Raw genomic sequence first — 26,720 nt, 5'->3', positions numbered from 1 at the left:
AGGAGGCCCCATGTCCCGACTCCCGACGCTAGTACTGCGGTGGCTACTGTTGTCGCTGGTCTGGTGGTCATTGACCGATGGTGATGCGTCCGGCCTTGTGTTCGGTGCCGCTGCTGGTCTGCTGGTCGCCTGGATCTCGCTGGTGCTGTTTCCCCCGTCGCTTCATGTCATCCGTTTGCGGGCACTGCCCGGGTTTGTGCTGTTTTTCCTGAGCCGTTCACTGCTTGCTGCAATCGATGTCTCTCGACGTCTGCTTTCACCCTCTCTGCCGGTGACCCCCGGCTATCTGCGTGCCGAGCTGTCCCTTCCCGAGGGGGTTCCGCGCTGGCTGCTGGCCAATACCCTGTCACTGTTGCCGGGCACCCTGAGCGTCACCCTGCAGGGTGACGAAATTGAACTGCACTGCCTGGACCTCACTCAGCCCGTCAGGCAGGATTTTGAGTACACGCAAGTCCGGGTTGCAGCACTGTTTGGGGTTACGCCAGACCAGCGGGAGGTGGGCGGATGACACTGGTATTGCACCTTGTGGCCCTTTTTTTGCTGCTGACGCTGATGCTGGGTTTTGTCCGCATCTGGCGCGGACCAACGGCAGCCGACCGTATGCTGGCCTCGCAGCTTTTTGGCACCACCGGTGTTGCACTGCTGTTGGTGCTGGCCGAGGCACAGCAGATGCCGTCCCTGAGGGATGTGGCGCTGATCCTGGCGGTATTGGCCGTGTTCTCGGTTGCCGCTTTTGTGACGCGTGTTGTGCGGATCGAAAGTACCCGATCGGATCGACATGCCGTCAAGGGGAATGGAGATGATTGAGTGGCTGTTGCCTGTCGTGCAGGTGCTGCTGTTGGTCAGCGGCTGTATTTTCTTTGCTTTGGGAACGCTGGGGCTGTTTCGGTTCAACGATACCCTGTGCCGTATTCATGCCTTGACCAAGATCGACAACCTGGGACTGGGATTGATCACTCTGGCTCTGCTGACAATGGCGCCATCATTGGCCAGTGGTTTGAAAATCCTGCTGATCTGGTGGGTTGCGCTTGCGGCCAGTGCGACCTCTGCTCACCTGGTGGCACGGGCCGTGCGCATGCATGAACGCCCGCTGCAGCAACGGGAGCGGTGTGATGATTGAATGGCTGCTGGACCTGCTGCTGGCGTTGGCACTGGTATTGACCGCCGCCGCGGCACTGCTGTCGCGTGACCTGTTCCGGGCAGTGGTCGTGTTTATCGCCTTTGGTCTGTTGATGGCAGTTTGCTGGGTACGACTGCAGGCACCGGATCTTGCACTGGCTGAAGCGGCCATCGGTGCCGGTCTCACCGGCGTACTGCTGCTGGATGCGGTGAGCCATTTCCGGCGTGGCAATGGCCATGGTACGGACAGCCCGTCCGAGGAGGAAACTTGATGCGCTCACCCACTGCACGTGTGTCGATCCTGTTGCTGGTCATTATGCTGACGGCACTGCTGGGTCAGTCTGTCTGGCAATTGGCAGAGTTTGAAACCGGTTCCGAGCTGCCACGGTTGCTGAGGAGTAACCTCTCTGCCAGCGGGGTGGAGCATCCGGTGACAGCCGTACTGCTGAATTTTCGCAGCTACGATACCCTGCTGGAAATTGCAGTGCTGGTGATAGCGGCAATGGTCGGCACTTCCATGGCGCGTACCCGGTCGCTGGAAGATCCGGAATTGCGCACGGCGGATACGCTGCTCAGAGCACTGCTGCGCTGGCTGGTACCGCTGATGCTGTTACTGGCCGCCTACCTGCTTTGGGCCGGAGCGGACCGACCGGGCGGGGCATTTCAGGCGGGTGCGATGCTGGCGGCAACCGGGGTGCTGATGCGACTGACTGGCATGCCGCTCGATTTTTTGCGTCCGGGGCTATTGCTTCGGATCGGGCTGGTACTTGGTTTTGCTCTTTTTCTGTTGGTGGGGCTGGCCAGCGCCATCGCGGGTGAGGCATTTCTGGCCTACCCGCCGGGCCTCAGCAAGGCACTGATTCTGTCAATTGAAGCCGTATTGACACTGTCGATCGGCATGATTCTGCTGGCACTGTTCGTCTCGGCTCCGGCGAATAACGCCAGTGAGCCGGAGGAGGGCGAGCAATGAGTACGCCCTTGCTGTACGCCCTGACAGGTGTCCTGCTTTGGGGGATCGGCCTGCTGGGATTGGTCTGTCTGCGTCACCTGTTGCGCAAGCTGTTGGCACTGAACCTGATCGGCTCAGCCACCTTTCTGATTCTGGTGGGGTTGGCACAGCATCATAACGGGCCTGACCCTGTGCCTCAGGCCTTGGTGCTGACCGGTATTGTCGTGTCGATAGCGGCCACAGCGCTTGGGGTGGTGCTGATACGGCGCTATTTTCATCTGACCGGTTGCACTGAGCTGGGTGTTTCAGGGGGGCAGGAGCCTGCGACAGGCGACGTTAAAGACTCGGTGGAGGACACTACTCCATGAGTAACTGGCTGATGGCAGGGCTGCTGTTTACACCGCTGGCACTGGCAACCGCTTCGCTGCTGCTGGATTTCAGGCAGGGGCGTGCTCTGGCCTGGCTGGGTATGGTGTTACAGCTGCTGGTGTCGATCGGGCTCTGGAGTCTGGTGAAGCAGGAGGGAGGCTTCTACTACAGCCTGGCCGGCTGGGAGGCCCCCCTCGGGATTGAACTGCGCGTGGATGGACTGGCTGTGACCTTCCTGCTGTTGACCACGCTGGTGGCCAGTGGCTGCGGTATTCATGCCGGTCTCTATCTGAATCCTGACAAGCCCTGGCAGCGCTATTTCTGGCCGCTGTACTGGTTTCTGTGGGCCGGTCTGAATACGGTTTGGATCGGCGGTGACCTGTTCAACCTCTATGTCGGGCTGGAATTGATCAGTCTGGCAGCGGTTGGACTGGTAGCATTGGGTGGGCAAGCACAGGCGCTGCGAGCAGCACTGCGCTATTTGCTGGCGGCATTGCTGGGTTCCATGGCCTATTTGCTGGGTGTAGCACTGGTATATGGCCAGTTCGGTACGCTTTCGCTGGCCGAAGTGGCGCAGCAGGTCAGACTAATGGATCAGGCCGAGCTGATGCGGCCCGCTCTGGTGCTGATGCTGGTGGGGCTGGCACTCAAGACGGCGCTGTTCCCCCTGCACGGCTGGTTGCCACCGGCGCACGGCATTGCCAAATCGCCAGTCAGTGCGCTGTTATCAGCGCTGGTAGTCAAAGCATCATTCTATATTGCAGCACGGATCTGGCTGGAAGCGGGCGGGGCTGTCGCTACCCAGTGGATGGCTCAACTGCTCGGGGCGCTGGGGGCCGCGGCGGTTGTCTGGGGGAGTTGGCTCGCCTGGCGTCAGCCGCGGTTGAAACAGGTAGTGGCCTATTCATCGGTTGCCCAGATCGGCTATCTGTTCCTGCTGTTTCCTCTGACGTTCGGGGTTGATGCATCCACATCGCTGCAGGCACAGCAGGGCATTACCTTGCAGGTTATCAGTCATGCTCTGGCCAAGTCGGCCATGTTTCTGGCGGCAGGTAACCTGATTCTGGCGGTGGGCAGCAATCGTGTGGATGCGCTGGCAGGTGTCAGCCACTTTCTGCCGTTTTCGCTGTTTTCATTTGGTCTGGCGGGCGTTTCCCTGATGGGACTGCCGCCTTCGGGCGGCTTTGCGGCCAAATGGATGCTGCTGCAGGCCAGCATGGCTTCTGGTCAGTGGTGGTGGATATTGGTGCTGGTAGTGGGAGGGCTACTGTCGGCGGCCTATGTATTTCGCATCTATCGCGCATCGTTTCTGGAGCGGGATGAAAAGGATCACTTCTACCACCCTGATCGCCGCCTTGAAGTGGTTGCGATGCTGCTGGCCGTGGCCTCCCTGGGGCTGGGCCTGGCGGGCAGTCAGGTGTTGTCGGTGATGGCGCTGCCGTTTGAGGAGGTGCAATGACCCAACAGGTTCTGATCCCGATACTAGCGCTGCTCAGTTCCATGCTGGCAGCGGTGATCATCTTTGCCCTGCCGGAGCAACGCCACCGTCTGCGTACCGGTATCAACCTGCTGGCCGCCCTGATCAAGGTGCTGCTGGTAGGGGTGATGACCTGGGGGGTGATTCACCAGCTGGAGTATGGTTTCAGTTATGAAATCCTGCCCGGCGTCAGCTTCGAGCTGCAGGCCGATGCGCTTGCAATGATGTTTGCAGGTCTGTCAGCGGTCCTCTGGCTGCTGACTACCATTTATGCGGTGGGCTACCTCGAAAATTCGCCGAACCGCAGCCGTTTTTTCGGGTTCTTCAGCTTGTGTGTCGCCAGTACCATGGGGATTGCACTGGCGGGCAACCTTTTCACTTTTTTCCTGTTTTACGAAATGCTGACGCTGTCCACTTACCCGCTGGTAGTCCACCGTGGGACGGAGAAAGCGTTACAGGCAGGACGCAATTACATCATCTACACCCTCAGTGGTGGCGCCGCGTTGCTGCTGGGCATGATCTGGCTGCAGGGGCTGGCAGGTGATCTCTCGTTTCAGGAAACCGGTCAGCTGGGTAATGTTGATGCAGAACTTCACCTGCAGCTGACCCTGATTTTCATGCTGCTGGTGGCGGGGCTTGGCGTAAAAACGGCACTTTTCCCGTTACACGGCTGGCTGCCACAGGCGATGGTGGCACCGGCGCCGGTCAGTGCTTTGCTGCATGCGGTAGCGGTTGTGAAAGCCGGGGCGTTTGGCATCGTACGAGTAGTCTACGATCTCTACGGTATTGAGTTTGCTCAGCTGCTTGGAGTGCTTCAACCGCTGGGCTGGCTGGCAGCGTTCACGATTGTTTACGGCTCGGTAAAAGCGCTGTCACAGACCGATCTGAAGAAGCGGCTGGCCTTTTCCACCATCAGTCAGGTGTCCTACATCGTGCTGGGCACTGCGGTGTTCGGCCCGGTAGGAACGGTGGGTGGACTGGTCCATCTGCTGCATCAGGGCATCATGAAGATCACACTGTTTTTCTGTGCCGGTAACTATGCCGAAACACTTGGCATCCACAAGGTGCATGAGCTGAATGGAACCGGAAGGCGCATGCCGCTGACCTCGACCGCTTTCACACTGGCCGCTCTGGGCATGATCGGCGTGCCCCCATTGGCGGGCTTTGTCACCAAATGGACGTTGGGAACAGGTGCTCTCAATGTGCAAATGGAATGGATCATCGCAGTGTTACTGCTCAGCAGTCTGCTTAATGCCGCCTACTTTTTGCCGGTGATCCACCGCCTCTGGTTTCAGCCGGAATATGACTGGTCAGAGCAGCGACGCTGGGGCCGTCTGGAAACGCACGCCTGGCTGCTTTGGCCACCCTTGATCACGGCGAGTCTGACGCTCCTGGCGGGTCTGTTTGCAGCGCTGCCGTTCAGTCCATTGAGCTGGGCCGAACTGATTGCCGTGCGGGAGTACCTGCCATGACCTTCTGGATTCTGAGTGCTGTTGTATTGCCGCTGTGCGCGTTGCTGTTGGTACCGAGCCGAGCAACACAGCCACTGCTGTGGCGCTTGCTTCCCTTGTTGCCACTGCCTGCGCTGGGGCTGGCACTGATGGGGCCCGGAAATTGGCAACTGGAACTGCCCGGGCTGCTGCTGGGGGCCCGCTGGCAACTTGATGAGCTGCGCCAGCCATTTCTTTTATTGACGGCATTACTGTGGAGCTTTGCGGGACTGTTTGCATCCGGCTATATAACGGCGCGGCGAACCAGTTTTGCCCTGTACTGGGGGCTGACCCTCAGCGGTAACCTGGGGTTGGTACTGGCAGGGGATCTGGTCAGTTTCTATACCTTTTTTGCGCTGATGACTTTTGCCGGCTATGGGCTGGTTGTACATGAGCGCAAGCCTGATGCCTTCAGGGCAGGACGGCTATACCTGATCATGGCGGTGTTCGGTGAGATGGCGCTGCTGGCAGGGTTGATTCTGGCGGCCGGTGCCGCTGACAGCCTGCTGCTGGCCGACCTGCCCGGCGCGATCGCGGCATCAGCCGATGCTGTGCTGATCATGGTGCTGCTGTTGTGTGGCTTTGGTGTAAAGGCCGGGCTTCCACTGTTACACATGTGGCTGCCACTGGCTCACCCCGTTGCGCCGACGCCGGCCAGTGCCGTGCTCAGCGGTGCCATGATCAAGGCGGGCTTGCTGGGATGGCTGCTGACCCTGCCGCTGGGGCTGGCGAGCTATGAGCTTCCGGGTACCGTACTGGCACTGACCGGTGTAGTGGCATCGCTCGGTGCTGCCCTGATCGGTGTCTGTCAGCAGCAGGCCAAAGCGGTTCTGGCCTATTCAAGCATCAGCCAGATGGGGTTGATGACGCTGATGCTGGGTATTGCGCTGGCTGAGCCCGAGCGTGCCCATTGGTTGCTGCCGCTGATCGGCCTGTACGCACTGCATCATGGCCTGGCCAAAGGGGCGATGTTTCTGTCGGTGGGCATATCATCGCCATGTGGTTCTGTACCGCGAGGGCTGTATTGGCTGCTGCTGGCACTGCCGGGGCTGTCACTGGCGGGTTTGCCCTTTACCAGTGGAGCCCATGCCAAGCTGGCCATGAAGCAGGCGCTGGCACCAGAAGGGTTGTCCCTGTGGCTGGCGCCCTGGCTGAGTACCTTGCTCAGTGCCGGCGCCGTTGCAACAATGGTGCTGGTGTTGAGGTTCCTCTGGCTGCAATGGCAGCACACAAACAAGGATGGAACTGATCCGCGCAGGGCAGTGGGCTGGCTGCTGACGCTGGTGACCAGCCTGGTACTGTTCCCCTGGCTTGCCCCCGGTCTGCCGCCGGCAATCGAGTCAGCGCCGGTCGACCAATTCAATGCATTGCCCGCACTGTTATGGCCGATGCTGTTGGCTGTTCTGTTGGCAGGAGGCGTGCTGAAAGCTGGCACGAAGGCGCCAGTACTGCCACCGGGCGATCTGGTGGTGATACTGGAGGCGTGGGTGCAGAAATTGCCCACCCACCCGGGCAGGGCTCGAAGTCGCTCCTATACTGAAAACAAAAGCCGCCTGCCGAGGGGAGTAGCGGGTATTGGGTCCAGATTGCAGCAACATGAACCGTGGCTGCAAACACAGATAGCCTGGTTGTTTGTGTTAATCCTGACGGGGCTCATGCTGGGATGAAAGATCGTCTCGATGGATGTCGCAACTGTCGCATTTTATTCGATTGTCTATAAAATAGGTTCCATTGCCATGATGGCTAATAATTGCTGGCGGCAACACCATCCACACCGCCGTGCGAGGTAACCCCGTTTATGACAGAACAGGATCTGCATACTTTGCCCTCTGAATTTGACCGTAAAACCATTTTGATAGTGGATGATGCGCCGGAAAATCTTATGCTGCTTGGTGAATTGCTGCAGGCGGAATACCGGGTCCGCGCCGCCAATTCGGGTGCACGTGCACTGCAGGTCTTGGCCAGTGATCCTCGCCCCGATCTGGTATTACTGGATGTGATGATGCCGGAGATGGATGGTTATGAAGTCATTCGGCGGTTGAAACAACAGGAGCAAACCCGCGATATTCCGGTGATATTCATTACGGCCATGACAGCCGCCGCTGACGAAGAGCGAGGCCTTGCTCTGGGAGCGTTGGATTACATCACCAAACCGTTCAGCCCTGCAATCGTACAGGCACGGGTTCGGGCTCAGCTGGAGCTTAAAACTGCACGTGACCGGCTGGCCGACCAGAACCAGTGGCTTGAACATGAAGTTGAGCGGCGTGTGGCGGAGAATCAGCGTATCCGTGATCTGAGTGTTAAGGCTCTGGCCTGCCTGGCTGAAGTACGAGACAAGGAGACCGGGCTGCATATTGCACGTACCCAGTCCTACGTTGAAATTCTGGCGTTTGAGCTTCGCCATCATCCGCGCTTTGCCGCGGCGCTCGCCGATGGCCGACTGGAGGAGATTATCCGAGCAGCCCCCCTGCATGACATCGGCAAGATTGGCATTCCTGATGCCATTCTGCTTAAGCCCGCCTCTCTGACTGACGAAGAGTTTGAGGTGATGAAAACCCACTCCGCCATAGGAGGGGCCGCGATTAAAAGTGCTATCGAACAGGTATTGTTGGCTGCTGGCGAAGAGGATACGGATGGTGCCTTCAGTTTTCTCAATGTGGCCAGCGAAATTGCCTACTATCACCATGAAAAGTGGGATGGCACCGGCTACCCGGTGGGGCTCGAAGGTGATGCAATACCGGTATCGGCCCGCCTGATGGCGCTGGCGGATGTGTTTGACGCGCTTAGTTGCAGTCGTGTGTACAAGAAACCCTACAGCCTGGATGAAACCGTAAGGATCATACTGGAAGGGCGCGGAACCCACTTTGACCCGGATGTGGTTGATGCCTTCACGGCTTGTCGTGAGCAGTTTATCGCCGTAGCGAAAGACATGGCTGACAATGAAGCCAGATGGATTGAATAGAGCTCTCGTTCAGCACCAATAGAGGAGTGTGGTGATGGCATCTGCAGGGAAGTGGCGACTATTGCTGCTGTTCTTTTCTCCCGCTGTATTGATTGCACTGTTGATTGGCATGATCAACCTTGGCGCTTTCTATCAGCTTCAGGCTGCCTATCATGAAGATGATAAAAGTCGCATTCAGCAATTACAGGAAGCTTCTACGCTTACCGACTTCAACCAGCGGCTGGCACAGGTTCAGTTGCAAATGGAACAACTTCTCGCCAGACATGCCACCACCGCGCTTAGTCGTTCAGAACTGGAGCAGGTGGGCCGAGAGATCGGTGTCAGGCTGACAGCACTGGACTGGGAATTCGGCAACCGTTTTACCAGCAGCGGTGTTACCTCAGAAATTTATCAGGCACTGGATGCGGCCGAGGCTCATCGGCAGGTGATGCTGCAGGCGGTGGAAACGGCGACTACTGACCCTCAGCAGGCAAAAGTCTACATTGAAGCAGCAACGGCCAAGCAGCAGCTTCTCAGTCAGGCCAGCAACACCATTGTTGAAAGGGTGGTCAATGAGCTGCTCACTACCTGGCAACGACATAACCGGGAGTTTGAAACCCATACCCGCAACACTATCCTCATGGGCGCTTTCACCGTTGCAGTGCTGTTAGTGCTGTGGCTGTTCCTGATCGGCTGGCTCAGTCGTAATCTGTTGCAGCTGACCGGAGCCCTGCAGCAGCTGGCACAGCCTGATCCTCAATCGGAGCCGGAGCGGCTGACGGCCGTTGAGAAAATTGCTTCGAGCCCCGCAAACCTGATGCATGGCATGGCCAATTCAGTGCTGGCTTTTCGGGATACAGTCAAGGCGCGTCAGGAGGCAGAGCATGAGCTGCGCAAGCTGTCACTGGTGGTGGAGCAGAATCCCAACGCAGTACTGATAACTGATCTGGGCTGTCGTATCGAGTATGTCAACGATGCCTTTGTCGAGATGACAGGCTATGAGCGAGACTGGGTGATTGGCCGCAATCCACGGCTGCTGCGCTCAGGCAAGACACCCCATTCCACGTATCAGTCAATGTGGCAGCAACTGCTCAAAGGCCAGAACTGGCAGGGTGAATTCATTAACCGACGACGTGACGGCAGGGAGCTGATTGAGCGCGCGATCATCATGCCACTGCATCAGCCATCCGGTGAGATTACTCACTATGTCGCCATCAAGCATGACATTACCAAACACAAGCAGATGCAGGAGGAGCTGGACCGCTACCACAGTCATCTGGAACAGCTGGTGTCGGAACGCACTCGCGAGCTGCAACGCGCCAAGGTTGCGGCAGAAGTGGCCAATCGCAGCAAAAGCGAGTTTCTGGCCAATATCAGTCATGAATTGCTGACACCGATGAATACCATTATTGGCTTGACGCACCTTGTCAGTCGCTCCACTGAAGTGCCCCAGCAGCTGGAAAAACTGGAAAAAGTGGACAGTACCGCGCGGCACCTGCTGAGCATGATCAATAATTTGCTGGATCTTTCTCGAGTGGAAACGGGGCAGCTGGAATTGGAGCGGCAAGACTTTGATCTCGAAGAGCTGGTTCAACGGGTGATGAGTCGAATACAGCCACAGGCCGATGACGCAGGACTGGGCATGATGGCCGATATTGGTCAGGTTCCTCACAACCTGCATGGAAACAGTATCCGGCTGGAGCAGGTGCTGTTTAACCTGGTGGCCAACGCGGTCAAGTTCACCGAGCAGGGGGAGGTCAGGATTAGCGTTGAAACGGTGGCTCGGGATGCGGAAAAACTGAGAGTGCGATTCAAGGTGATCGATACCGGAATCGGTATCGATAATGTACAGAAGGGGCGTCTGTTTCAGGCCTTCGAGCAGGTGGATAGCTCCACTACGCGGCGTTACGGTGGCAGCGGGCTCGGGCTGGCGGTCAGTAAACGTATGGTGCAGTTGATGGAAGGGGATATCGGAGTGGAAAGTCAGCCTGGGGAAGGCAGTACCTTCTGGTTCGAGCTGCCAATGAGCTTGGCGAAACCGGTAGCTGCACGGCCTGAGGACAATCACTGATGACACTGCGGTTGCGGAATAAATGGCTCGGCCTTGCAGTGCTTGTAACGATGGCATTTGTTCTCATTACTCTCTCGGCCACCAACCGTGCCTCTGATCTTCCACCGCTCAAGGTGGTGGTGATGGCCGACTTTCCACCCCTGATCTATACCGGCAGCGGAGGCGTGATTCGCGGCATGATTCCGGAGCGCTGGGCACTTTGGCAGCAGAAAACCGGCCGTCGAGTAGAGGTGACCGGGATGGAGTGGTCAGATGCGTTGGCAGAATTCAGAGCCGGTCGGTTCGATGTTATTGATGCGATTACACTGACCCCGGAACGGGAACAGGAACTCCTGTTTTCAGCCCCCTGGATCACACTGGACGTCATGCTGTATTACCACGAAAGCATGCGTGGTATCAGCGACCTTGAGTCTGCACGCGGCTTTATGGTTGGTGCGGTCAAGGGCGATGCCTGTGTCGATTTCCTGCAGCGACAGGGAATCGATAATCTGGCTCTTTTCCCGGATTATCCGGAGTTGGTTGGTGCCGCTGTTCGGGGCGGTGTCAGCGTCTTTTGCGGGCATCAGCTACTGATAAACTATTATCTGGGCCTGCGTGGTCAGGCTGACCGCTATCGTCATACGGCCCCCCTGTATTCAGCGCCCGGTCACTGGGCCGTGTTGAAACACAGGCCTGCCCTGCTTGAAGAGGTGGAGCAGGGTTTTGGTTTGATCAGTGCAGCAGAAGACAAGGCATTGCATGACAAGTGGCTGGGCAAGCCGCTGTTTGAACCTGCCACACCGGCCTGGGTCGGCTGGCTGCTGTACAGCGCACTCGGACTGTTTTTGCTGCTGGTGATTGTTCTCGTGTGGCTGCGGATGCTACGCCGCCTGGTGGGGCAGCGTACGCATGCACTGGCTGAAAGTGAAGAACGCTTTCGGATGTTGTTCGAGAATACGCGGCAGCCGATTGCCCTGATCGAGAACGGTTACTTTATAGCAGCCAACCGAGCTACCCTGGATATGCTGAAAATGCAGCGCTTTGCCGAGCTTGAAGGGCAGACACCGCTGGATATTTCGCCGGAAATACAGCCCGGTGGCGAGCGCTCAGCCGTGGCGATTCTGTCGCTGTTGGGCAAGGCGGCAGCTGAGGGCAGTGTGCGTGCCGAGTGGCAGCATACCAAGGCCGATGGCGAGCAGTTTATCGCCGAGGTCATGCTTACAACCATACGGCGTGATGAGCGCGAAATACTGCATGTGGTGTGGAATGATGTTACCGCTCGCAAACAGGCCGAGCATGAACTGCAACAGTACCGTACCCATCTTGAAGAACTGGTGGATGCGCGTACGCAGGAATTGAGCCGCTTGGCGCAAGAGTTGCGCGATGCCAGCAGCGAACAGCAGGCTCTGTTTGATGCAGCCATGGCCGGCATCGTATTTGTACGTGACCGAAAGGTCCTCAGTTGCAACCGCTACCTTGAGCAGATGTTCGGCTATGAGCCTGGCGAGCTGCTTGGGCAAACGACCCGTGCCTGGTACCCGGATGAGTACACCTTTTTTGAAGTGGGCGAGCATGTAATCGAGGCCCATGCCCAACAGGGGTTCTTCAGTGAAGAGCGCCAGCTGGTCCGAAAGGATGGCAGCCGGTTCTGGGCCCGGATGCAGGCTCAGGCAATTGACCCCAATGATCTGGGCAAAGGGGTTGCTGGCATGGTCATTGACATCACCGCCGAGCGTGAGGCGATGTCGCAGATGGAGCATGCCCGGGCGCTGGCTGAAGAAGCCGCTCGGACCAAGGCGGATTTTCTGGCCAACATGAGCCATGAAATCAGAACCCCCATGAATGCGATCATGGGGATGACTCATCTGGTGTTGCAGACCGAGCTGAATGAACGCCAGCGTGACTACCTGCAGAAAATCCAGCGCTCAAGCAAACATCTGCTTGGCATTATCAATGACGTACTGGACTTCTCCAAGATGGAGGCGGGCAAGCTGTCGCTGGAGCAGGTCGAATTCAGCCTTCAAGCCCTGTTGGGCGAGCTGTCTGACTCTCTGCTGGCCAAAACAGAGGAGAAAGGCCTGAAGCTCAAGGTACAGGTTGACGAAAGCCTGCCTGATCGACTGCTTGGAGACCCTCTTAGACTGCAACAGATACTGCTGAATTTCGGCAATAATGCAGTCAAGTTTACCGAGCGTGGTGAAATATCGATCAGGGTTGTGCCTGTTGAAAACAGCAGTGGCAGGCTGTGCCTCAAGTTCAGCGTTGAGGATACCGGCATAGGACTGAGTCAGACACAACAGCTCAAGCTGTTTCGCAGTTTTGAACAGGCGGACGGCTCGACGACACGCAAGTATGGCGGCAGTGGTCTTGGGCTCGCCATCTCACGTCGTCTCGCCGAGATGATGGGTGGCAAGGTGGGTGTTGTCAGCCATGAGGGTGTTGGTTCTACCTTCTGGTTCGTGGTTGAGCTTGAGGCCGCCTCGGTACAGCCCGAAATTAAAGCCTCAGGACGTGCCGAAACGCGTAAAACCAGAGCTGATGCTCGGCATCATGTGCGTGAACTAAAGCAGCAATTAGAGGGCGCAAGGGTCTTGCTGGTGGAAGATAACGATCTGAATCAGGAAGTTGCCGTGGCGCTGCTGGAGCAGGTTGGCATAAAGGTGGATATTGCCGCAAATGGAGCAGAAGCACTGGAGGCTCTGGCACGGAAAGAGTACGACCTGATTTTAATGGATATGCAGATGCCGGTGATGGATGGTCTCACCGCAACTCGCAGGCTACGTAAGCAGGAGCAGTTCAGGGAGTTACCGATTCTGGCCATGACAGCCAGTGTATTGCCGGGAGACCGTGCGGCCTGTATGGAGGCCGGAATGAACGACTATCTGTCCAAGCCGATTGAGCCCGATCAACTGTGGCGTTGCCTGCAACGCTGGATCACCTCGGCTGATCAGAACAGCGGCATCAACAGGGTGCCAGATGACACAGTGCAGGTAGATGAAACAGTGTTGCCGGATATTGACGGCCTGGATACGGTGACCGGACTTACGCTGGCTCTGGATGACATGGATTTGTATCGTCGCCTGCTGCAAAGCTTTGTCAATGGGCACCGGGGCTTTAATGATCAACTCGGAACGGCCCTGCAGCAGGATGAAGCGGAACAGGCGATACGTCTGGTACACACCCTCAAGGGCAGTGCCGGTCAAGTGGGGGCCTCTACATTGGCGGCGCTGGCGCAGGACTATGAACAGCAGCTCAGGCAGGCGTACGAATCAAAAACCGCGCTGCCGGGCTTGAATCCGGCTCTGGCGGATGGTCTGCAGGTGTTGCTGGACCAGCTGACGGAGTTCTTTACCCCTGCCATTGCAAAACAGGCCGCAGCGGTAACATCTGACGGTGCATGGTCGGAATCCGACACCGCACTGTTCCTGCAGTTGAATACACTGCTGTCGACCGATGATTTCAGAGCGGGTCGTCTACTGGCAGATGAAGCTGACTGTTTTCGCCGACTGCTGGGCAAATATTATCCTGGGGTCGTAAAAGCGGCAGAAAGCTTTGATTTCGCGCGGGCGGCAGCATTGATGCAGGTGGCTGCCGGGAGTAAGTGATTTGCTTGCGCTCAAGTGTCACAAGTGTCATATTTATGGCATCTGTCAAAGCATGCTGTTACGTGTCGTGACACCGCGCAGCGAGGTTGAAAATGAAAACACTCACCACTGGTGATATTGCAAAAATGTGTGACGTTAATCTGCGAACCGTGATTCGCTGGATTGACCGTGGAGCATTGAAAGGATTCAAACTCCCCGGACGTGGCAACAACCGTGTCAGGGTTGAGGATTTTGTCTCATTCCTGCAGGAACACGACATGCCGCTTCCGGCGGAACTGGCCGGTGAAAACAATCGACGTGTTTTGATCATTGATGATGAAGCCGCAGTGGCCCGTTCCATCGCCCGAATCCTCAGATCTGCAGGTTACGAGACTGAGGCCGCGATGGATGGCTTTCAGGGAGGCAGCATGCTGGTCAAGTTTCAGCCGGCGCTGGTGACACTGGATCTGCGTATGCCGGGCATCAGTGGCTATGATGTACTTAAATTCATTCGTTCAACGCCTGAAACCGCTCATATTAAGGTGGTGGTGCTGTCGGCACTGGACCAGCAGGCGCTGCAGCGTGCACTGGACGAAGGTGCGGATGCGGTGCTGTCCAAACCCTTTGATAATCAGGCACTGACTGATGTGGTTGAACGCCTGCTGCCGGTTGCCACCACCGAACTGGCTTGAGTTTCAACTGCCTCTACAGGGAGAGGGGTCGCGCATGAATGCACCCGTGATCGTATTTGTCGACAACAGCTCAAGTGTGCTGAATGCCCTCAAGCGGATGCTGCGTTTAAGTCATCGTGACTGGGAGATGCATTTTTTCAGTGATCCCGTTCAGGCACTGGAGCAGTTGGCTGATCTGTTACCTTGGGTTATCGTCGCCGATCGCTGTTTGCAGGAGATGGACGGCATCGACTTCCTGCAACAGGCAGCGGCTGTTTCACCTCAGTCGGTCCGTGTGTTGTTCAGCGGCGATGCTAAGGTTGAGAGTGCGCTCAAGGCAACGGCTGCGGCTCATATGGTGATGCGAAAGCCCTTTGAGCGAGAGGTAATCGATGACCTGCTGACGCGCGCGCGGGTACTGCATCAGTTGCCCCTGAGCGAAGAGGCACGGGCGAGTCTTGGGTTGCTCGATGACATGCCGGTATTACCCGGTATCTACCAGCAAATTACCCAGGCGCTTGAAAAAGACGAACCTGATGTGGCTGAAGTGGCGGGACTGATCCGGCATGACCAGGTGTTGCTCAGCCGTGTTTTGCAGCTGGTCAACTCACCCTTTTTCGGTTTCACAACCCGCACCCATGACGTCGATGTGGCAGTCATGCGTCTGGGGCTGCAGACCATCCACAACCTGGTGCTGATTATTGAACTCTACCAGCCGGGTCAGGGCTCAAACGGTGATACCGGCAGTCGACTGATGCGCGAAGCTCTTTTGCTGGCCGAGCAGGTTGGTGTTCTGTGTGATGGCAGAGGTGTCAGCAAGGCTGGGCGCAATCTGGCGGTTATCAGTGCACTGCTTCATAACATTGGTCAACTTGTACATGTTGGTGGCGCGCGCGAGTACCCGCTTGTGGGCGCCTATCTGCTGGAGCTGTGGGGGTTTGAATCGGAGGTGATTGAAGCGGTTCAGCACCAGCTGGATGATGACTTGCCCGATGACTGTGATGTGGCGGTGGAGTTGCTGAATACAGCGCTCAAAATGCAACATGGTCACTCGGCAGTCTCACAGGAAGACGATGCCTGATGAGCAGCTCTGAACGGCAGCGTGATCAAAACGTATTTCGGGTACTCTGGAGTACCTACATCCGCAATGCTCTTATTCCGATCATCTTCATCGAACTGGCACTGATCGCCGCCTATCTCGCTACTAACTACATTATCCGTGAAGAAAACATCGCGACGATGCAGCGCAGTGCACAGGAGTCATTGCTGGAGACCGCCAAAATCGAGTCGGATGTGATCAGCAGCCAGCTGAACGGTGTTGCTGAAATGGCTGATCTGTTCGCGGCCCTGATCGGTCAGGCTTACGATATTCCACACGATGCCTCTGAAGAGGAGAAGTCTCGCTATACCCTCAGTGACAACGGTGTCTGGCATACACGGGCCGATACGCAAGGTGCGGCCATGTTCTACTCCTCCATTACTCAGGTGGGCGAGGCTGAAAAGCGCAAGGCCTGGCAGCTGGTACAGATCGATCCATTGATGAAGCAGCTTGTTAAAAGCAGCTCGCTGGTCACTCAGGCCTACATGAATACACACGATTCCATGAACCGCATCTACCCGCCGTTCGACGTGCTGGAGCAGTATCCGTTTGATCTCGATGTGCGTGACTACAACTTCTACTACGAAGCCGACGCCGAGCATAACCCCGAGCGCAAGGTGGCGTGGACCGATGTTTACATCGATCCCGCCGGACAGGGCTGGATGGCATCGGCCATTGCACCGGTCTATCGTCGCAATACCGATTTTCTTGAAGGCGTTGCCGGGCTCGATATCCGTGTTTCAGAAATCATCCGTCAGGTATTGGCGTTAAACCTGCCGTGGGACAGCTATGCCCTGCTGGTGGACAGCAGCGGCACCATTCTGGCGATGCCTGAGGCGGCTGAGCATGACTGGCAGCTGCAGGAGCTGACCGAACATGACTACGCCACGGCGATCAAACAGGACACCTTCAAGCCTGAAGCCTTTAACCTGTTCAAGCGACAAGACAGCCAGCTGCTGGCCGAGGGGATCAACGGTGCCAATGATGGCGTGGTCGCACTGGATCTGGCGGGGGAGCCCAAGCTGGCGGCCTGGTCACTGATCCCGGGTGCCGACTGGCATCTGCTGGTCGTGGCCGATCAGGCTCGGCTGTATGCCGAGGCCAACGCACTCAAGGCAAGGGTTGATCAGATCGCCATCGGCATGATTGTGGGTCTGCTCGCCTTCTATCTGCTCTTCATGCTGTACCTGTACCGCAAATCCCTGCAGGTCAGCCTGCGGCTGTCACAGCCGATGCGAGGCCTGAGGCGGATGATTCGTGCCATAGGGGATGGCCGTTACCGGCCTGAACCGGTTGCCACTGATATTACCGAACTGAGTTCGGTATCGGATGGTCTGCTTGAAATGGGCAAAACCCTTGAACAAAGTCGGTCGGAGCTGGACGAAGCGAACCGCCGGCTGGCTCGACTGAACCAGGTGCTGGAGGCCAGAGTCGAAGAGCGTACGCGCGAGTTGCGGAAAACCAATGTGGACCTGCAACATGAGCGTGAAGAACTGAATCGACTGATCACTGAGCTCAAGACGACTCAGGCGCAGCTGGTCCAGTCCGAAAAAATGGCATCAGTCGGTGTGCTGGCGACCGGAGTGGCTCACGAGATCAACAACCCACTGGCGTTTGTCAGTGCCAATGTCACCATTTTGAATGACTATGTGCCATCGCTCATGCGTTTGTATGAACGGGCTGCAGAGTTGGTATCAGAGCCCGATACCCGACACCTGAATGATGTTGAACAGCAGGAACATTACGCTGAGATAACGGACAGTATCAGCGACCTGCTGGCGGATTCCATCGAAGGTGTGCGGCGTATTCGACACATCACTGAAAGCCTGCTGGAATTCTCGCACTCAGGTGACACCGCCTGGCAGGATTGTGACCTGAACCACTGTATTGAAACCACATTGGTCATTTGTCGCCACGAATACAAATACAAGGCGCAGATTGAAACGGATCTGGACACCGAGCTGCCGCTGATTCAGGCGGTGCCGGCCCAGCTGAATCAGGTGATTATGGCGCTGATCGTAAATGCGGCTCAGGCGATCCAGAACGAAGGTGTGATTCGCATCACAACCCGTCAGTCCGATGGTGATGTCATTCTGGAAGTCTGCGATACCGGCTCGGGCATCACGCCGGAAAACCTGAGCCATATCTTTGAACCCTTCTTTACCACCAAGCAGCCGGGTGAAGGCACCGGACTTGGGCTGGCAGTTGCCTACGGCATCATCAACGCCCATCAAGGGCGGATAGAGGTTGAGAGTACGCCGGGTGAGGGCAGTTGCTTCAGTGTGGTGTTACCACTTCGGGACTGATACCGATTGAAATGGCATCCGAGAGTCTTTCAAGCCCGCACCCCTTCTGCAGATAACCATTGGCACCGCCGGCGAGACACTCGGCAACCACATGGTCTCGATCACGCCCGGTCATGATCAGAATGGGCGTATTGGGCAACCGGGCGCGGATGCGCGCTACACATTCAACACCAGCACCGTCAGGAAGATTCAGGTCCAGCATTACCAGATTCGGCTCAAATCCGTGCGCCATGAGCTGAATGCTGTCTTCAAGGGTTGGGGCCAGGCAGGTCTCAACCTGATCACCCAGCAGTTGCTGCAGCTGTAATTGAGCCAGCTGCGCACAGTCGCTGTCATCATCAATAATTAAAATTCTGTTCATGGCCTTATGCAAATAAAAGGCAGCGTATAGAACCAAGTCATGGTTTTACCCGTACACCAGTAAGCACATTTAACCTGGTTCCTCCGAGCCTGCGATGTATCAGGTCTTCCCAGGAGTAAATAATGTTCAACAGCACATCACGAATCGCTCAGAAGTCGCTGCAGCAAACCACCATAGCGGTCATTACCATTGATGACCAGAATCGGGTTATTTTTTACAACGATGCAGCCGAGCAACTCTGGGGGCACCCGCGTAACAGCGTTATCGGTCAGAATGTAAAAATGCTGGTGCCGCGGCAACATCAGAACAACCACGACCGCTATGTGAATCGTCACCGCAACGAGGGAGATGACCGCATCGTCGGCTCGGCCGTTGAGCTGGAGATTGAGCGCAAGGATGGCACCAATACCTGGATCAATATTACCCTCTCTCAGGTCAGTGTTGGCAAGCGCAAGTTCTACACGGCCTTTGCCCGCGACTGCTCACGTGAGCGGGAAGAGCGCTCGGCCACCGAACAGGTACTGGCGCAGGCCAATGATGCGGTTGTGACCATCAACGACAAGAACGAGATCATCTTCTGCAATCAGGCGGCCATCGACCTCTGGGGATATGCCCGTGATGAACTGCTGGGGCAGAACGTGCGCATGCTGGTCAGCCCGGAGCATCGCGGTAACCATGACAGCTATGTCAATCGCAATCGAGAGACCGGTGTTAACCGCATTATTGGCAAGCCGATCGAGCTGCCGGTGCACTGCAAGGATGGCCGTCAGAAGTGGGGACTTTTCACTCTGGCGCGAGTTGTTACGGGTGGCCGTGTACTGTTTACCGCGTTTGTGAAGGATGTGACCGATGATGTTAAACGGCGCGATGAGATCGCCATGTTGTCGCTGGTCGCCAATGAAACCAGTAACGCTGTTGTGATTACGGATGCCAAAGGCGGAATCGAATACGTCAACCGTGGCTTTACCCGTATGACTGGCTATGAGCTGGAGCAGGTCAGGGGACGCGTGCCGGGCAGTTTCCTGCAGGGGCCTGATACCAATCCTGAAACGGTTGCTCACATTCGTGACAGGCTTTCTCATGCAGAGCCCTTTTACGAAGAGATTCTGAACTACGACAGCCGTGGCAAGCCTTACTGGATTGCGATGTCGATCAACCCGGTGATGGGTGAGAACGGACGCATCAGCAAGTTCGTGTCGGTTCAGGCTGATATCACCAAAACCAAGCAGGAGGCCAAGGACTCGATGGAACGCCTGGCATTGATGGACGAAGCGCTGATGGTGGTTGAGTGGAGTCCGGACGGTAAACCGGTTCACTTCAATGAGCTGTTTTGCCAGCGTGCCGGTGGTCGTGAGGATGCCATGCGTGCCTGTAACAGCATCTGGTCACAGATTGGCAACCGGCGTCAGCAGCAAACCGACGCCGGCCAGATCAAGATGATCGTCGGTTTTGACGATCACCAGGGCGTAGCCCGCTCGTTTGATGCTCGCCTCTGTGAACTGAAGGATTTTGAAGGTCGGGTGACTCGCTATGTCATGTTCGGGGTCGACATTACGGACCGTCAGGCCGCGGTTAAAGAGACCAATCAGGCGATGGAGGAGCTGCTGTCTGTCGGTGAAGAGATCGGCAACATCATCGGCAGTATTTCCGGTGTGGCTGACCAGACCAACCTGCTGGCACTGAATGCGGCCATCGAAGCGGCACGGGCGGGTGAAGCCGGCAGAGGCTTTGCCGTGGTGGCATCCGAGGTGCGCAACCTGGCCGGGCGTTCATCCGAGGCGGCTGATCAGGTAGGCAAGCTGGTCGCGGCTACCCGTGACCGGATTGATCAGCTCGCCAGCTCCCTGGACAAGATTGCTGACTAACCTCAGGGAGGGAAACGAGTGTTTTAAATACTCTTTATTCCTTCATGAAAGCTCATTAAGCTGTCATTCAACTAAGACAAGTTTAAGGCTACCTTGATGTCAGGCTCCCAGCGAAAACCAAACACAATTGCACTGGTCGGAATCGGTGCGTCCGCTGGCGGTCTGGAGTCACTCACACGTCTGGTGTCCGAGATGTCGCCGAAGGCGCATCTGAGCTTTGTTATTCTGCAACACCTGTCTCCGTCTCATCGCAGCATGATGGCGGAAATTCTGGGGCGTGAGACCACGCTTGAAGTGATCGACCTTGAAGATGCCACCGAGCCGCAGGCCGGTGTTGTCTATGTGGTACCCTCCAGCTACAACGCCAGCATACTCAACGGCCGCTTGCACCTTCATCCAGCCGAGCCTGAGAGGGTGCCCAAACCCTCGATCAATGAATTCTTCATCTCTCTGGCGGCTGAAAAGGGGGAATCGGCCGTTGGCATCGTACTATCGGGTACCGGCTCTGATGGCACTGCCGGACTGAGGGCCATTCAGGCAGCCGGCGGTATTACCATTGCTCAAACACCGGACTCGGCGAAATATCCGGGCATGCCTGAGTCAGCCATTGAAGCCGGTGTTGCCGATTTCGTCATGACCCCGGAGCAGATCGCGGAGCGTCTTCCCCGGCTGGTGCCGGAGCGCAGTGAAGAACCCGTGGCCGAATCAGCCGTCAGTCAGTTACTGACACTGCTGAAGCAGCGCTGTCAGGTTGATTTTTCCGGCTATAAGGCGGGTACCCTGGCACGGCGCATCCGCAGAAGAGTGGTGGCAACAGGCCATCAGGAGACCCGCGAGTATCTGCAGTGGGTGGAGGCTCATCCGGAGGAGCTGGAGCTGCTCTCCCGCGATATTCTGATTTCGGTGACCTCCTTCTTTCGCGACAAGGAAGCCTTTGCTGCCCTGAAGGAGAAGATCGGGGCGATCTGTGATGCGCGGCAGAATGACGAGGAGATCCGTGTCTGGGTGGCCGGTTGCGCCAGCGGGGAAGAGGCTTACTCCATCGCCATCGTGTTTGCACAGGTGCTGGGTGAGCGGGTGATATCTCAGCCGCTGCAGATTTTTGCGACCGATATTGACGAAGATGCGCTGAACACGGCAAGGCGTGGCCTTTATCCGGCCGCTGCTCTGGCATCGCTCTCGCCTGAGGTGCTGCAGACGTTCTTTCGCCCGGCGCACAAGCATTATGAGGTCAGTAAACGACTGCGCGACATGATTGTGTTTGCCCGCCATAACCTGGTGGATGACCCGCCCTTCTTGCGCCTCGACCTGATTACGTGCCGCAATGTACTGATTTATTTCGATAATTCGCTGCAGTCACGGGTGCTGCAGCGCTTTCACTTTGCCTTGCGTGACCCCGGTTTCCTGTTTTTGGGCCGGTCAGAAAGCGTGGCGCAGGCAGAGCAGCTGTTCAGTCCGGAAAACCGTCGTGAGCGCTTGTTTCGCAAGCAGGGAGCCAGTATTCCCATGCCGGTGCTGGCAACTCGACCAAAGGTGCAACCACCGCCCGGACGTCAGCGCAATGACCACCTGCAACTGCTTTTGGATGCTTTAACCCGCCACCTTAACGCCACGCTTGCACTATGCGACAGTCATGGACGTATTCTGCACACCGCAGGTGATGTCGAGCTGTTTTTCCGGTTCCCCTCCGGCAGTACTGAAACCACCATTTCCGATGTTGTAGTCGAGCCTTTTCGAGGTGAGGTGATGGCGCTGTTGCATCGCTTCGGCAAAAACCGACAGCTGCAGCAGGGAAGACCACGCGCCTTTGCTGAGCGCCAATGCCAGGTCAGTGTGATTGCCGTAACACCGCACCAGGAAAGTGCCTGTGTGGTGATGATCAGTGATGTACTCATTGGGCGGCAGCCAGAGGTTCTGAAAAATGTTTCCGAACTGTTGCCCCAGGCCGAAATGGCTGAGGAGCTGAGCGCCACGCGAGAGCACCTGCAGGCGCTGATTGAAGAGCTGGCGACAGCCAACGAGGAGATGCAGTCGCTCAATGAAGAGGCGCAAGCCTCGAATGAAGAACTGCAGGCGACCAACGAGGAGCTCGAGGCCGCCAATGAAGAGCTTCAGGCGACCAATGAAGAACTGGTCAGCCTGAATGAAGAGATGAACGTCAAAACCAGCGAGCTGAGTCAGCTCAACAGTGAGTACACGCATCTGTACGACTCACTGGACTTCCCCATTCTGGTGTTTGACAACGATGGCTGTCTGCGACGCTTTAATGCCCCGGCAGGGCGGCGTTTCAACCTGCGTCCCACCGCTGTCATGCAGCATATCGACCGCATCCGCCTGCCCGAATTTCTGCAGCCGGTCCGAGAGCTGATGCAGTATGTCATCAGCCATGGTGACCGTGAAGAAAAGCTGCTGACTGCAGAAGGGCGGTCGTTGCAGCTCACGGTTACGCCGGGGCTGGATACACAGGACCGAATCCAGTCGCTGGTCGTAACGCTGGTGGATATTACCGAGATTGCCAAAACGCAGTCGGCACTCAAGGAGTCTCAGGCTCAGCTGAACACCCTGATGGAAAACAGCACCGTGCTGATGGCGATGAAAGACCTGTCAGGACGGTATCAGTTTGCCAATCGGCGCTTCCTTGAAGCCTTTGCACTTGATCCCGACGGTTATCAGGGCAAGAGCGATTTCGAACTGTTTCCGGAGCTGTTTGCCGGCAGTGTCTGGACCTGTGACCTGGAAACGATGCGCAGCGGGAAAATCGCCGAAGCGGAGCATATCTGGGAGTTTGGTGGGCGCAGGCGGGTATTCCGCACGGTGCATCAGGTGTTGCGCAACAGTGCGGGGCACCCCGGCGTCATCATCACCGAGTCCGAGGACGTAACGGCTCGCCAGCATGCCGAAAACCAGTTGCGCATAGCGGCCCGGGTATTCGAGCAGTCTGGTGAGGCCATTGTCGTGACGGACGAGAGTGGCATGATTCAATCGCTGAACGAGGCGTTTACCCGCATAACCGGCTACGAGCCTGAAGATGCCCTCGGGCGGTCGGTGGGTCGACTGCTGAAGTCAGGACGCCACAGCAAGGACTTCTACGAGCAGATGTGGTCAAACCTCAACCGGCAAGGTTATTGGCAGGGCGAGATCTGGAACCAGCGCAAGAACGGGCAGGTTTTTCCTGAATGGCTCACCATTAACCGGGTGTCCAACGAGGCCGGTGAAACCGAATACTTCGTTGCGGTTTTTTCGGATATTACCAATCTCAAGGACTCGCAGCGCAAGGTCGAATTCCTCGCGACCCACGATACGCTGACCAACCTGCCAAATCGAAACCTGTTTCAGGACCGGCTTGAATACTCGATCGCTCAGTCCCGCCGGCACCAGAGCAGCCTCGCGCTGCTGTTCCTTGATCTGGACAACTTCAAGGCGGTCAACGATACCCTGGGGCATCATGCCGGGGACGAACTGCTGATCGAGGCGGCGGATCGTCTGCGGGCGGTCATTCGTGATGTGGATACCGTTGCTCGACTGGGTGGTGATGAGTTCACCGTCATTCTGACCGAATGCAGCGTGGAAGATGCCGAGTTTATTGCCATCCGTATTCTCAACGAAATGAGCCGCAGTTTCATGGTGCAGGAGCGCAAGGTGTTTGTGTCGGCCAGTATTGGCGCGGCGTTTTATCCGGAGGATGCTGAAGACAGCGCAGGCTTGCTCAAGGCCGCGGATACTGCCATGTACCGGGCCAAGGAAAGTGGTCGAAATCGCCTGCAGCTGTTCAAGCCTGAGCACCGTGTCCACCTGCTGCAGCAGGCTGCAATCGAGAGCGCTCTGCATGAAGCGCTGCTGCATGAAGAGCTGTATCTGGTCTATCAACCCAAATTTGATGCCCGAGAGCCAGCGCGCGTGGTGGGGGCTGAGGCCCTGCTGCGCTGGGAAGACAAAACCCTGGGGCCGGTCAGTCCGGCGGACTTCATCCCTGTGGCCGAAAAAAGCGGCTTGATACTGGAAGTGGGACGGCTGGTTGAGCGTCTGCTGGTACGTCAGTTGGCGCAGTGGCGGCTGGATGGTATCGCCTGCCCACCGGTGGCGATGAATGTCAGTGCACAAAGTTTTCGTGAGCAGGATTTTGCCAAGCGGCTGCATTTCCTGCTGGAGAGCAGCGGTCTGAGCACGCGTGACATTCAGGTAGAAATTACCGAAAGCTCTCTGATCACCTCCGGCACGGAAGAAACTTCTGATCTCTACCACCTCAGAGAGCAGGGTATAGAGCTGTCGATTGATGACTTCGGCACCGGCTATTCGTCATTGAGCTATCTGAAACGTCTGCCCCTGGCTGAACTGAAAATTGACAAGAGCTTCGTGGATGGGCTCGGTACAGACGAAAACGATGAAGCAATCGCCAGAGCCATTCTGGGTATGGCCAAGGCACTTGGGCTCAGGACTGTCGCCGAAGGGGTTGAAACTGAGCAGCAGCTGGCGTGGCTGCAGCGTGAGGGGTGCAACTACATTCAGGGCTACCTGCTGTCCAGGCCGTTACTGCCAGAAGCGTTTATCGAAGTGTTGCTGAAGTCTGAAACGGCAGCCGATGAGAGGGAGGTGTGAACCATGGAGCAAAGCAACCGAGGTTTTCTGGCTGATTGTGAAAAAGAGCAGTTGCACGCCAGTGGTGCCATACAGTGCTCCGGTGCGTTGCTGGTGTTGAATGCGGCCCTGGAACCAACCCACTGGTCAGCCAACTTCAAACACCTGACGGGGATGGCGCCGGCGGATATGCAAAGGCTGTTGCAGCGGGAAAAACAGATCCCCGCCATCAGGAGCCTGTCTGAAACACCCGGCAGCCGACTGTATGTTGAGGCGGCTATTGAACCTGAAGCGGGGCTGTTGGATCTGGTGATCAGCCGTGGTGAAGATCACCGGGTCATGCTTGAGTTCCTGCCGGCAGACACATCGCGGTTCACACCCGCCTGGATAACCCCTCCCGAAATGAAATCCATTGTCGATACGGAGCAGCTGCAGCAGCTGCGCAGGGATTTGACCGCCTGGGTGGCCGAGGTAACCGGTTTTGAGCGGGTGATGTACTACCAGTTTCTTGAAGGTGGTGATGGCGAGGTGGTCGCGGAAACCTGTGATGAACGTTGTCACGGCAGCTACCTTGGACTGCGTTTTCCCGCCAGTGATATCCCGCAAATAGCCCGCAGCATTTATCTTCAAAACCCATGGCGTGTGATCTCGGACGCAGCAGCCGAATCCGTACCGCTGCAGGGTGAGGGCCGTACAAACCTGACCTGGTGTGATCTGCGCAGTGTGTCGCCGGTCCATGCGGTCTACATGCAGAATATGGGCGACAGGGCGTCCTTCTCCCTGCCCGTCACCACGGGGCAGGAGCTGGAGGCGTTGATCGCCTGTCACAGCTCTTTGCCCGGAGCCCTGCCCCTCGCACGGCTGAAAGCCGTTCATGAAGCGGTGCGCAGCTACAACATGCTGCTGCGTGATTTCAGGTCACGTACCCGTGTGCGCCTCGTGGATGAGATTACGCGGACAATCCGGCGTGAGCTGGAGCATCAGGCCGGCGATGCCGAAGCATGGCAGTATCTGAGCCATTGGCTGTTGCGCGAGTTTGAAGCCGACGCGCTGGTGTGGTGCCAGAATGGTCAGGTTACAGCCGCAGGCGTGGCCGTTGAACAGGAGCTGATCAGGCAGCTCGATGAGTGGTTCAGCAGGCACTGCCAGGAGCTGGTATTCATCGAAGATCACTTGAGGAACACGCTTTCTGCCGATGTGTTGACCTCGATTGCCGGGGCTGCAGGTTTGAGGTTTCGACGTAAGGGAGAGACTGCCGCTTCCCGGCTTTACCTGCTGCGATCAGAGCAGGTGGAAGATGTTTCATGGGGAGGCAATCCAGACAAGCCAGTGGAGCACCATGACGGTGTACTGGGCATAGCGCCGCGGCGCTCGTTTGCCAAATGGGTGGAAAAAAGGCTGGGATACAGTCGTGCCTGGGGTGGTACGACCCGCCTGAAACTGTTGCGTCTGAGAGATGAACTGCAGCGATTTGAAGGCGCGCTGCCCTGTGATGCTGCAATCGAAACAGATGCCGAATGAAGATCAGGCAGACGCCGCTACACACATTTTTTTAAGGTTTTCGAGCTTTTCCAGGAACTGAAAGGAGGTGTGTTCAGCCAACGGGGTATCATGAGTTATTCGGGTCTCAAGCCATGACTCACACGCCTGTGCTGCATTGTGGAGGTCATGACACTGATAACAGGCAGCAGCGCCTGAAAGCTTATGTAGCTCGCGGTGCAGCAGTTCCATGTTGTGTGCCTGAAAGGCATCGCCGTGATCGATACAGGAAGCCGTCAGCTCATTGATGCGTTCCAGCCGGTTGGGTAGTCCACTTAGAAAGGCTTGCTGCAGCTGTGCAAAATTGTCGAGCATCAATCTCTCC

General features: G+C 56.9%; 20 protein-coding genes. 18 read left to right on the top strand and 2 right to left on the bottom strand.

Annotated elements, in window-relative coordinates; translation table 11 throughout:
- The first annotated feature begins 10 nt into the window (after positions 1-10).
- From ABIE60_RS08465 to ABIE60_RS08395, 15 genes are all read left to right on the top strand, one after another.
- Positions 11-508, top strand: a complete 498-nt coding sequence (locus ABIE60_RS08465) for a Na+/H+ antiporter subunit E (protein WP_354469004.1) — start codon at positions 11-13, stop codon at positions 506-508.
- The gene (locus ABIE60_RS08460) at positions 505-807 is read left to right on the top strand and encodes an MrpF/PhaF family protein (RefSeq protein ID WP_354469003.1); all 303 of its coding nucleotides are present in this window, start codon (positions 505-507) and stop codon (positions 805-807) included. The genes ABIE60_RS08465 and ABIE60_RS08460 overlap by 4 nt, the downstream gene beginning before the upstream one ends.
- Positions 800-1,120, top strand: coding sequence for a cation:proton antiporter (locus ABIE60_RS08455; RefSeq protein ID WP_354469002.1), 321 nt, complete (start codon positions 800-802; stop codon positions 1,118-1,120). The genes ABIE60_RS08460 and ABIE60_RS08455 overlap by 8 nt, the downstream gene beginning before the upstream one ends.
- Entirely contained in the window at positions 1,113-1,391 is a 279-nt protein-coding gene (locus ABIE60_RS08450; protein WP_354469001.1) for a Na(+)/H(+) antiporter subunit B, read from the top strand. Before ABIE60_RS08455 ends, ABIE60_RS08450 begins: the two co-directional genes overlap by 8 nt.
- Positions 1,391-2,089 (top strand): MnhB domain-containing protein, encoded by a 699-nt coding sequence (locus ABIE60_RS08445; RefSeq protein ID WP_354468999.1) that lies wholly within the window; start codon positions 1,391-1,393, stop codon positions 2,087-2,089. Before ABIE60_RS08450 ends, ABIE60_RS08445 begins: the two co-directional genes overlap by 1 nt.
- Positions 2,086-2,436, top strand: coding sequence for an NADH-quinone oxidoreductase subunit K (locus ABIE60_RS08440; protein ID WP_354468998.1), 351 nt, complete (start codon positions 2,086-2,088; stop codon positions 2,434-2,436). Before ABIE60_RS08445 ends, ABIE60_RS08440 begins: the two co-directional genes overlap by 4 nt.
- On the top strand, positions 2,433-3,896 hold the full coding sequence (locus ABIE60_RS08435) for a complex I subunit 5 family protein (protein WP_354468997.1): 1,464 nt from the start codon (positions 2,433-2,435) through the stop codon (positions 3,894-3,896). Before ABIE60_RS08440 ends, ABIE60_RS08435 begins: the two co-directional genes overlap by 4 nt.
- Entirely contained in the window at positions 3,893-5,386 is a 1,494-nt protein-coding gene (locus ABIE60_RS08430; protein ID WP_354468996.1) for a complex I subunit 5 family protein, read from the top strand. The genes ABIE60_RS08435 and ABIE60_RS08430 overlap by 4 nt, the downstream gene beginning before the upstream one ends.
- The gene (locus ABIE60_RS08425; protein ID WP_354468995.1) at positions 5,383-7,071 is read left to right on the top strand and encodes a complex I subunit 5 family protein; all 1,689 of its coding nucleotides are present in this window, start codon (positions 5,383-5,385) and stop codon (positions 7,069-7,071) included. The genes ABIE60_RS08430 and ABIE60_RS08425 overlap by 4 nt, the downstream gene beginning before the upstream one ends.
- Before the next feature lie 131 nt (positions 7,072-7,202).
- The gene (locus ABIE60_RS08420; protein WP_354468994.1) at positions 7,203-8,366 is read left to right on the top strand and encodes a response regulator; all 1,164 of its coding nucleotides are present in this window, start codon (positions 7,203-7,205) and stop codon (positions 8,364-8,366) included.
- A gap of 34 nt (positions 8,367-8,400) precedes the next feature.
- Entirely contained in the window at positions 8,401-10,416 is a 2,016-nt protein-coding gene (locus tag ABIE60_RS08415) for a PAS domain-containing hybrid sensor histidine kinase/response regulator (protein ID WP_354468993.1), read from the top strand.
- Between the two features lie 50 nt (positions 10,417-10,466).
- Positions 10,467-14,000, top strand: a complete 3,534-nt coding sequence (locus ABIE60_RS08410) for a response regulator (protein ID WP_354468992.1) — start codon at positions 10,467-10,469, stop codon at positions 13,998-14,000.
- A 92-nt stretch (positions 14,001-14,092) separates the two neighbouring features.
- Positions 14,093-14,671, top strand: a complete 579-nt coding sequence (locus tag ABIE60_RS08405; RefSeq protein ID WP_354468991.1) for a response regulator — start codon at positions 14,093-14,095, stop codon at positions 14,669-14,671.
- A 34-nt stretch (positions 14,672-14,705) separates the two neighbouring features.
- Complete coding sequence (locus ABIE60_RS08400; RefSeq protein WP_354468990.1) at positions 14,706-15,731, top strand: HDOD domain-containing protein; 1,026 nt, start codon at positions 14,706-14,708, stop codon at positions 15,729-15,731.
- Positions 15,731-18,055 (top strand): sensor histidine kinase, encoded by a 2,325-nt coding sequence (locus ABIE60_RS08395; protein ID WP_354468989.1) that lies wholly within the window; start codon positions 15,731-15,733, stop codon positions 18,053-18,055. Before ABIE60_RS08400 ends, ABIE60_RS08395 begins: the two co-directional genes overlap by 1 nt.
- On the opposite strand, the gene ABIE60_RS08390 is transcribed toward ABIE60_RS08395, so the two are convergent.
- The gene (locus tag ABIE60_RS08390; protein ID WP_354468988.1) at positions 18,027-18,416 is read right to left on the bottom strand and encodes a response regulator; all 390 of its coding nucleotides are present in this window, start codon (positions 18,414-18,416) and stop codon (positions 18,027-18,029) included. The two genes, ABIE60_RS08395 and ABIE60_RS08390, sit on opposite strands and share 29 nt — an antisense overlap.
- 122 nt (positions 18,417-18,538) lie before the next feature.
- Here ABIE60_RS08390 and ABIE60_RS08385 point away from each other — a divergent pair, with 122 nt between their 5' ends.
- From ABIE60_RS08385 to ABIE60_RS08375, 3 genes are all read left to right on the top strand, one after another.
- Positions 18,539-20,281: a PAS domain S-box protein gene (locus tag ABIE60_RS08385; protein ID WP_354468987.1), complete on the top strand. Its 1,743-nt coding sequence runs from the start codon at positions 18,539-18,541 to the stop codon at positions 20,279-20,281.
- A gap of 96 nt (positions 20,282-20,377) precedes the next feature.
- Positions 20,378-24,877 (top strand): EAL domain-containing protein, encoded by a 4,500-nt coding sequence (locus tag ABIE60_RS08380; protein WP_354468986.1) that lies wholly within the window; start codon positions 20,378-20,380, stop codon positions 24,875-24,877.
- A 3-nt stretch (positions 24,878-24,880) separates the two neighbouring features.
- Positions 24,881-26,377: a GAF domain-containing protein gene (locus tag ABIE60_RS08375; protein ID WP_354468984.1), complete on the top strand. Its 1,497-nt coding sequence runs from the start codon at positions 24,881-24,883 to the stop codon at positions 26,375-26,377.
- A gap of 3 nt (positions 26,378-26,380) precedes the next feature.
- On the opposite strand, the gene ABIE60_RS08370 is transcribed toward ABIE60_RS08375, so the two are convergent.
- Entirely contained in the window at positions 26,381-26,710 is a 330-nt protein-coding gene (locus ABIE60_RS08370) for an Hpt domain-containing protein (protein WP_354468983.1), read from the bottom strand.
- Positions 26,711-26,720 lie beyond the last annotated feature (10 nt).

The organism is Marinobacterium sp. MBR-109 (genome assembly GCF_040547565.1).
Classification (GTDB): Bacteria; Pseudomonadota; Gammaproteobacteria; order Pseudomonadales; family Balneatricaceae; genus Marinobacterium.
The sequence above is the reverse complement of the archived record's forward strand: the minus strand, read 5'-3'. Positions and strand labels throughout refer to the sequence as shown.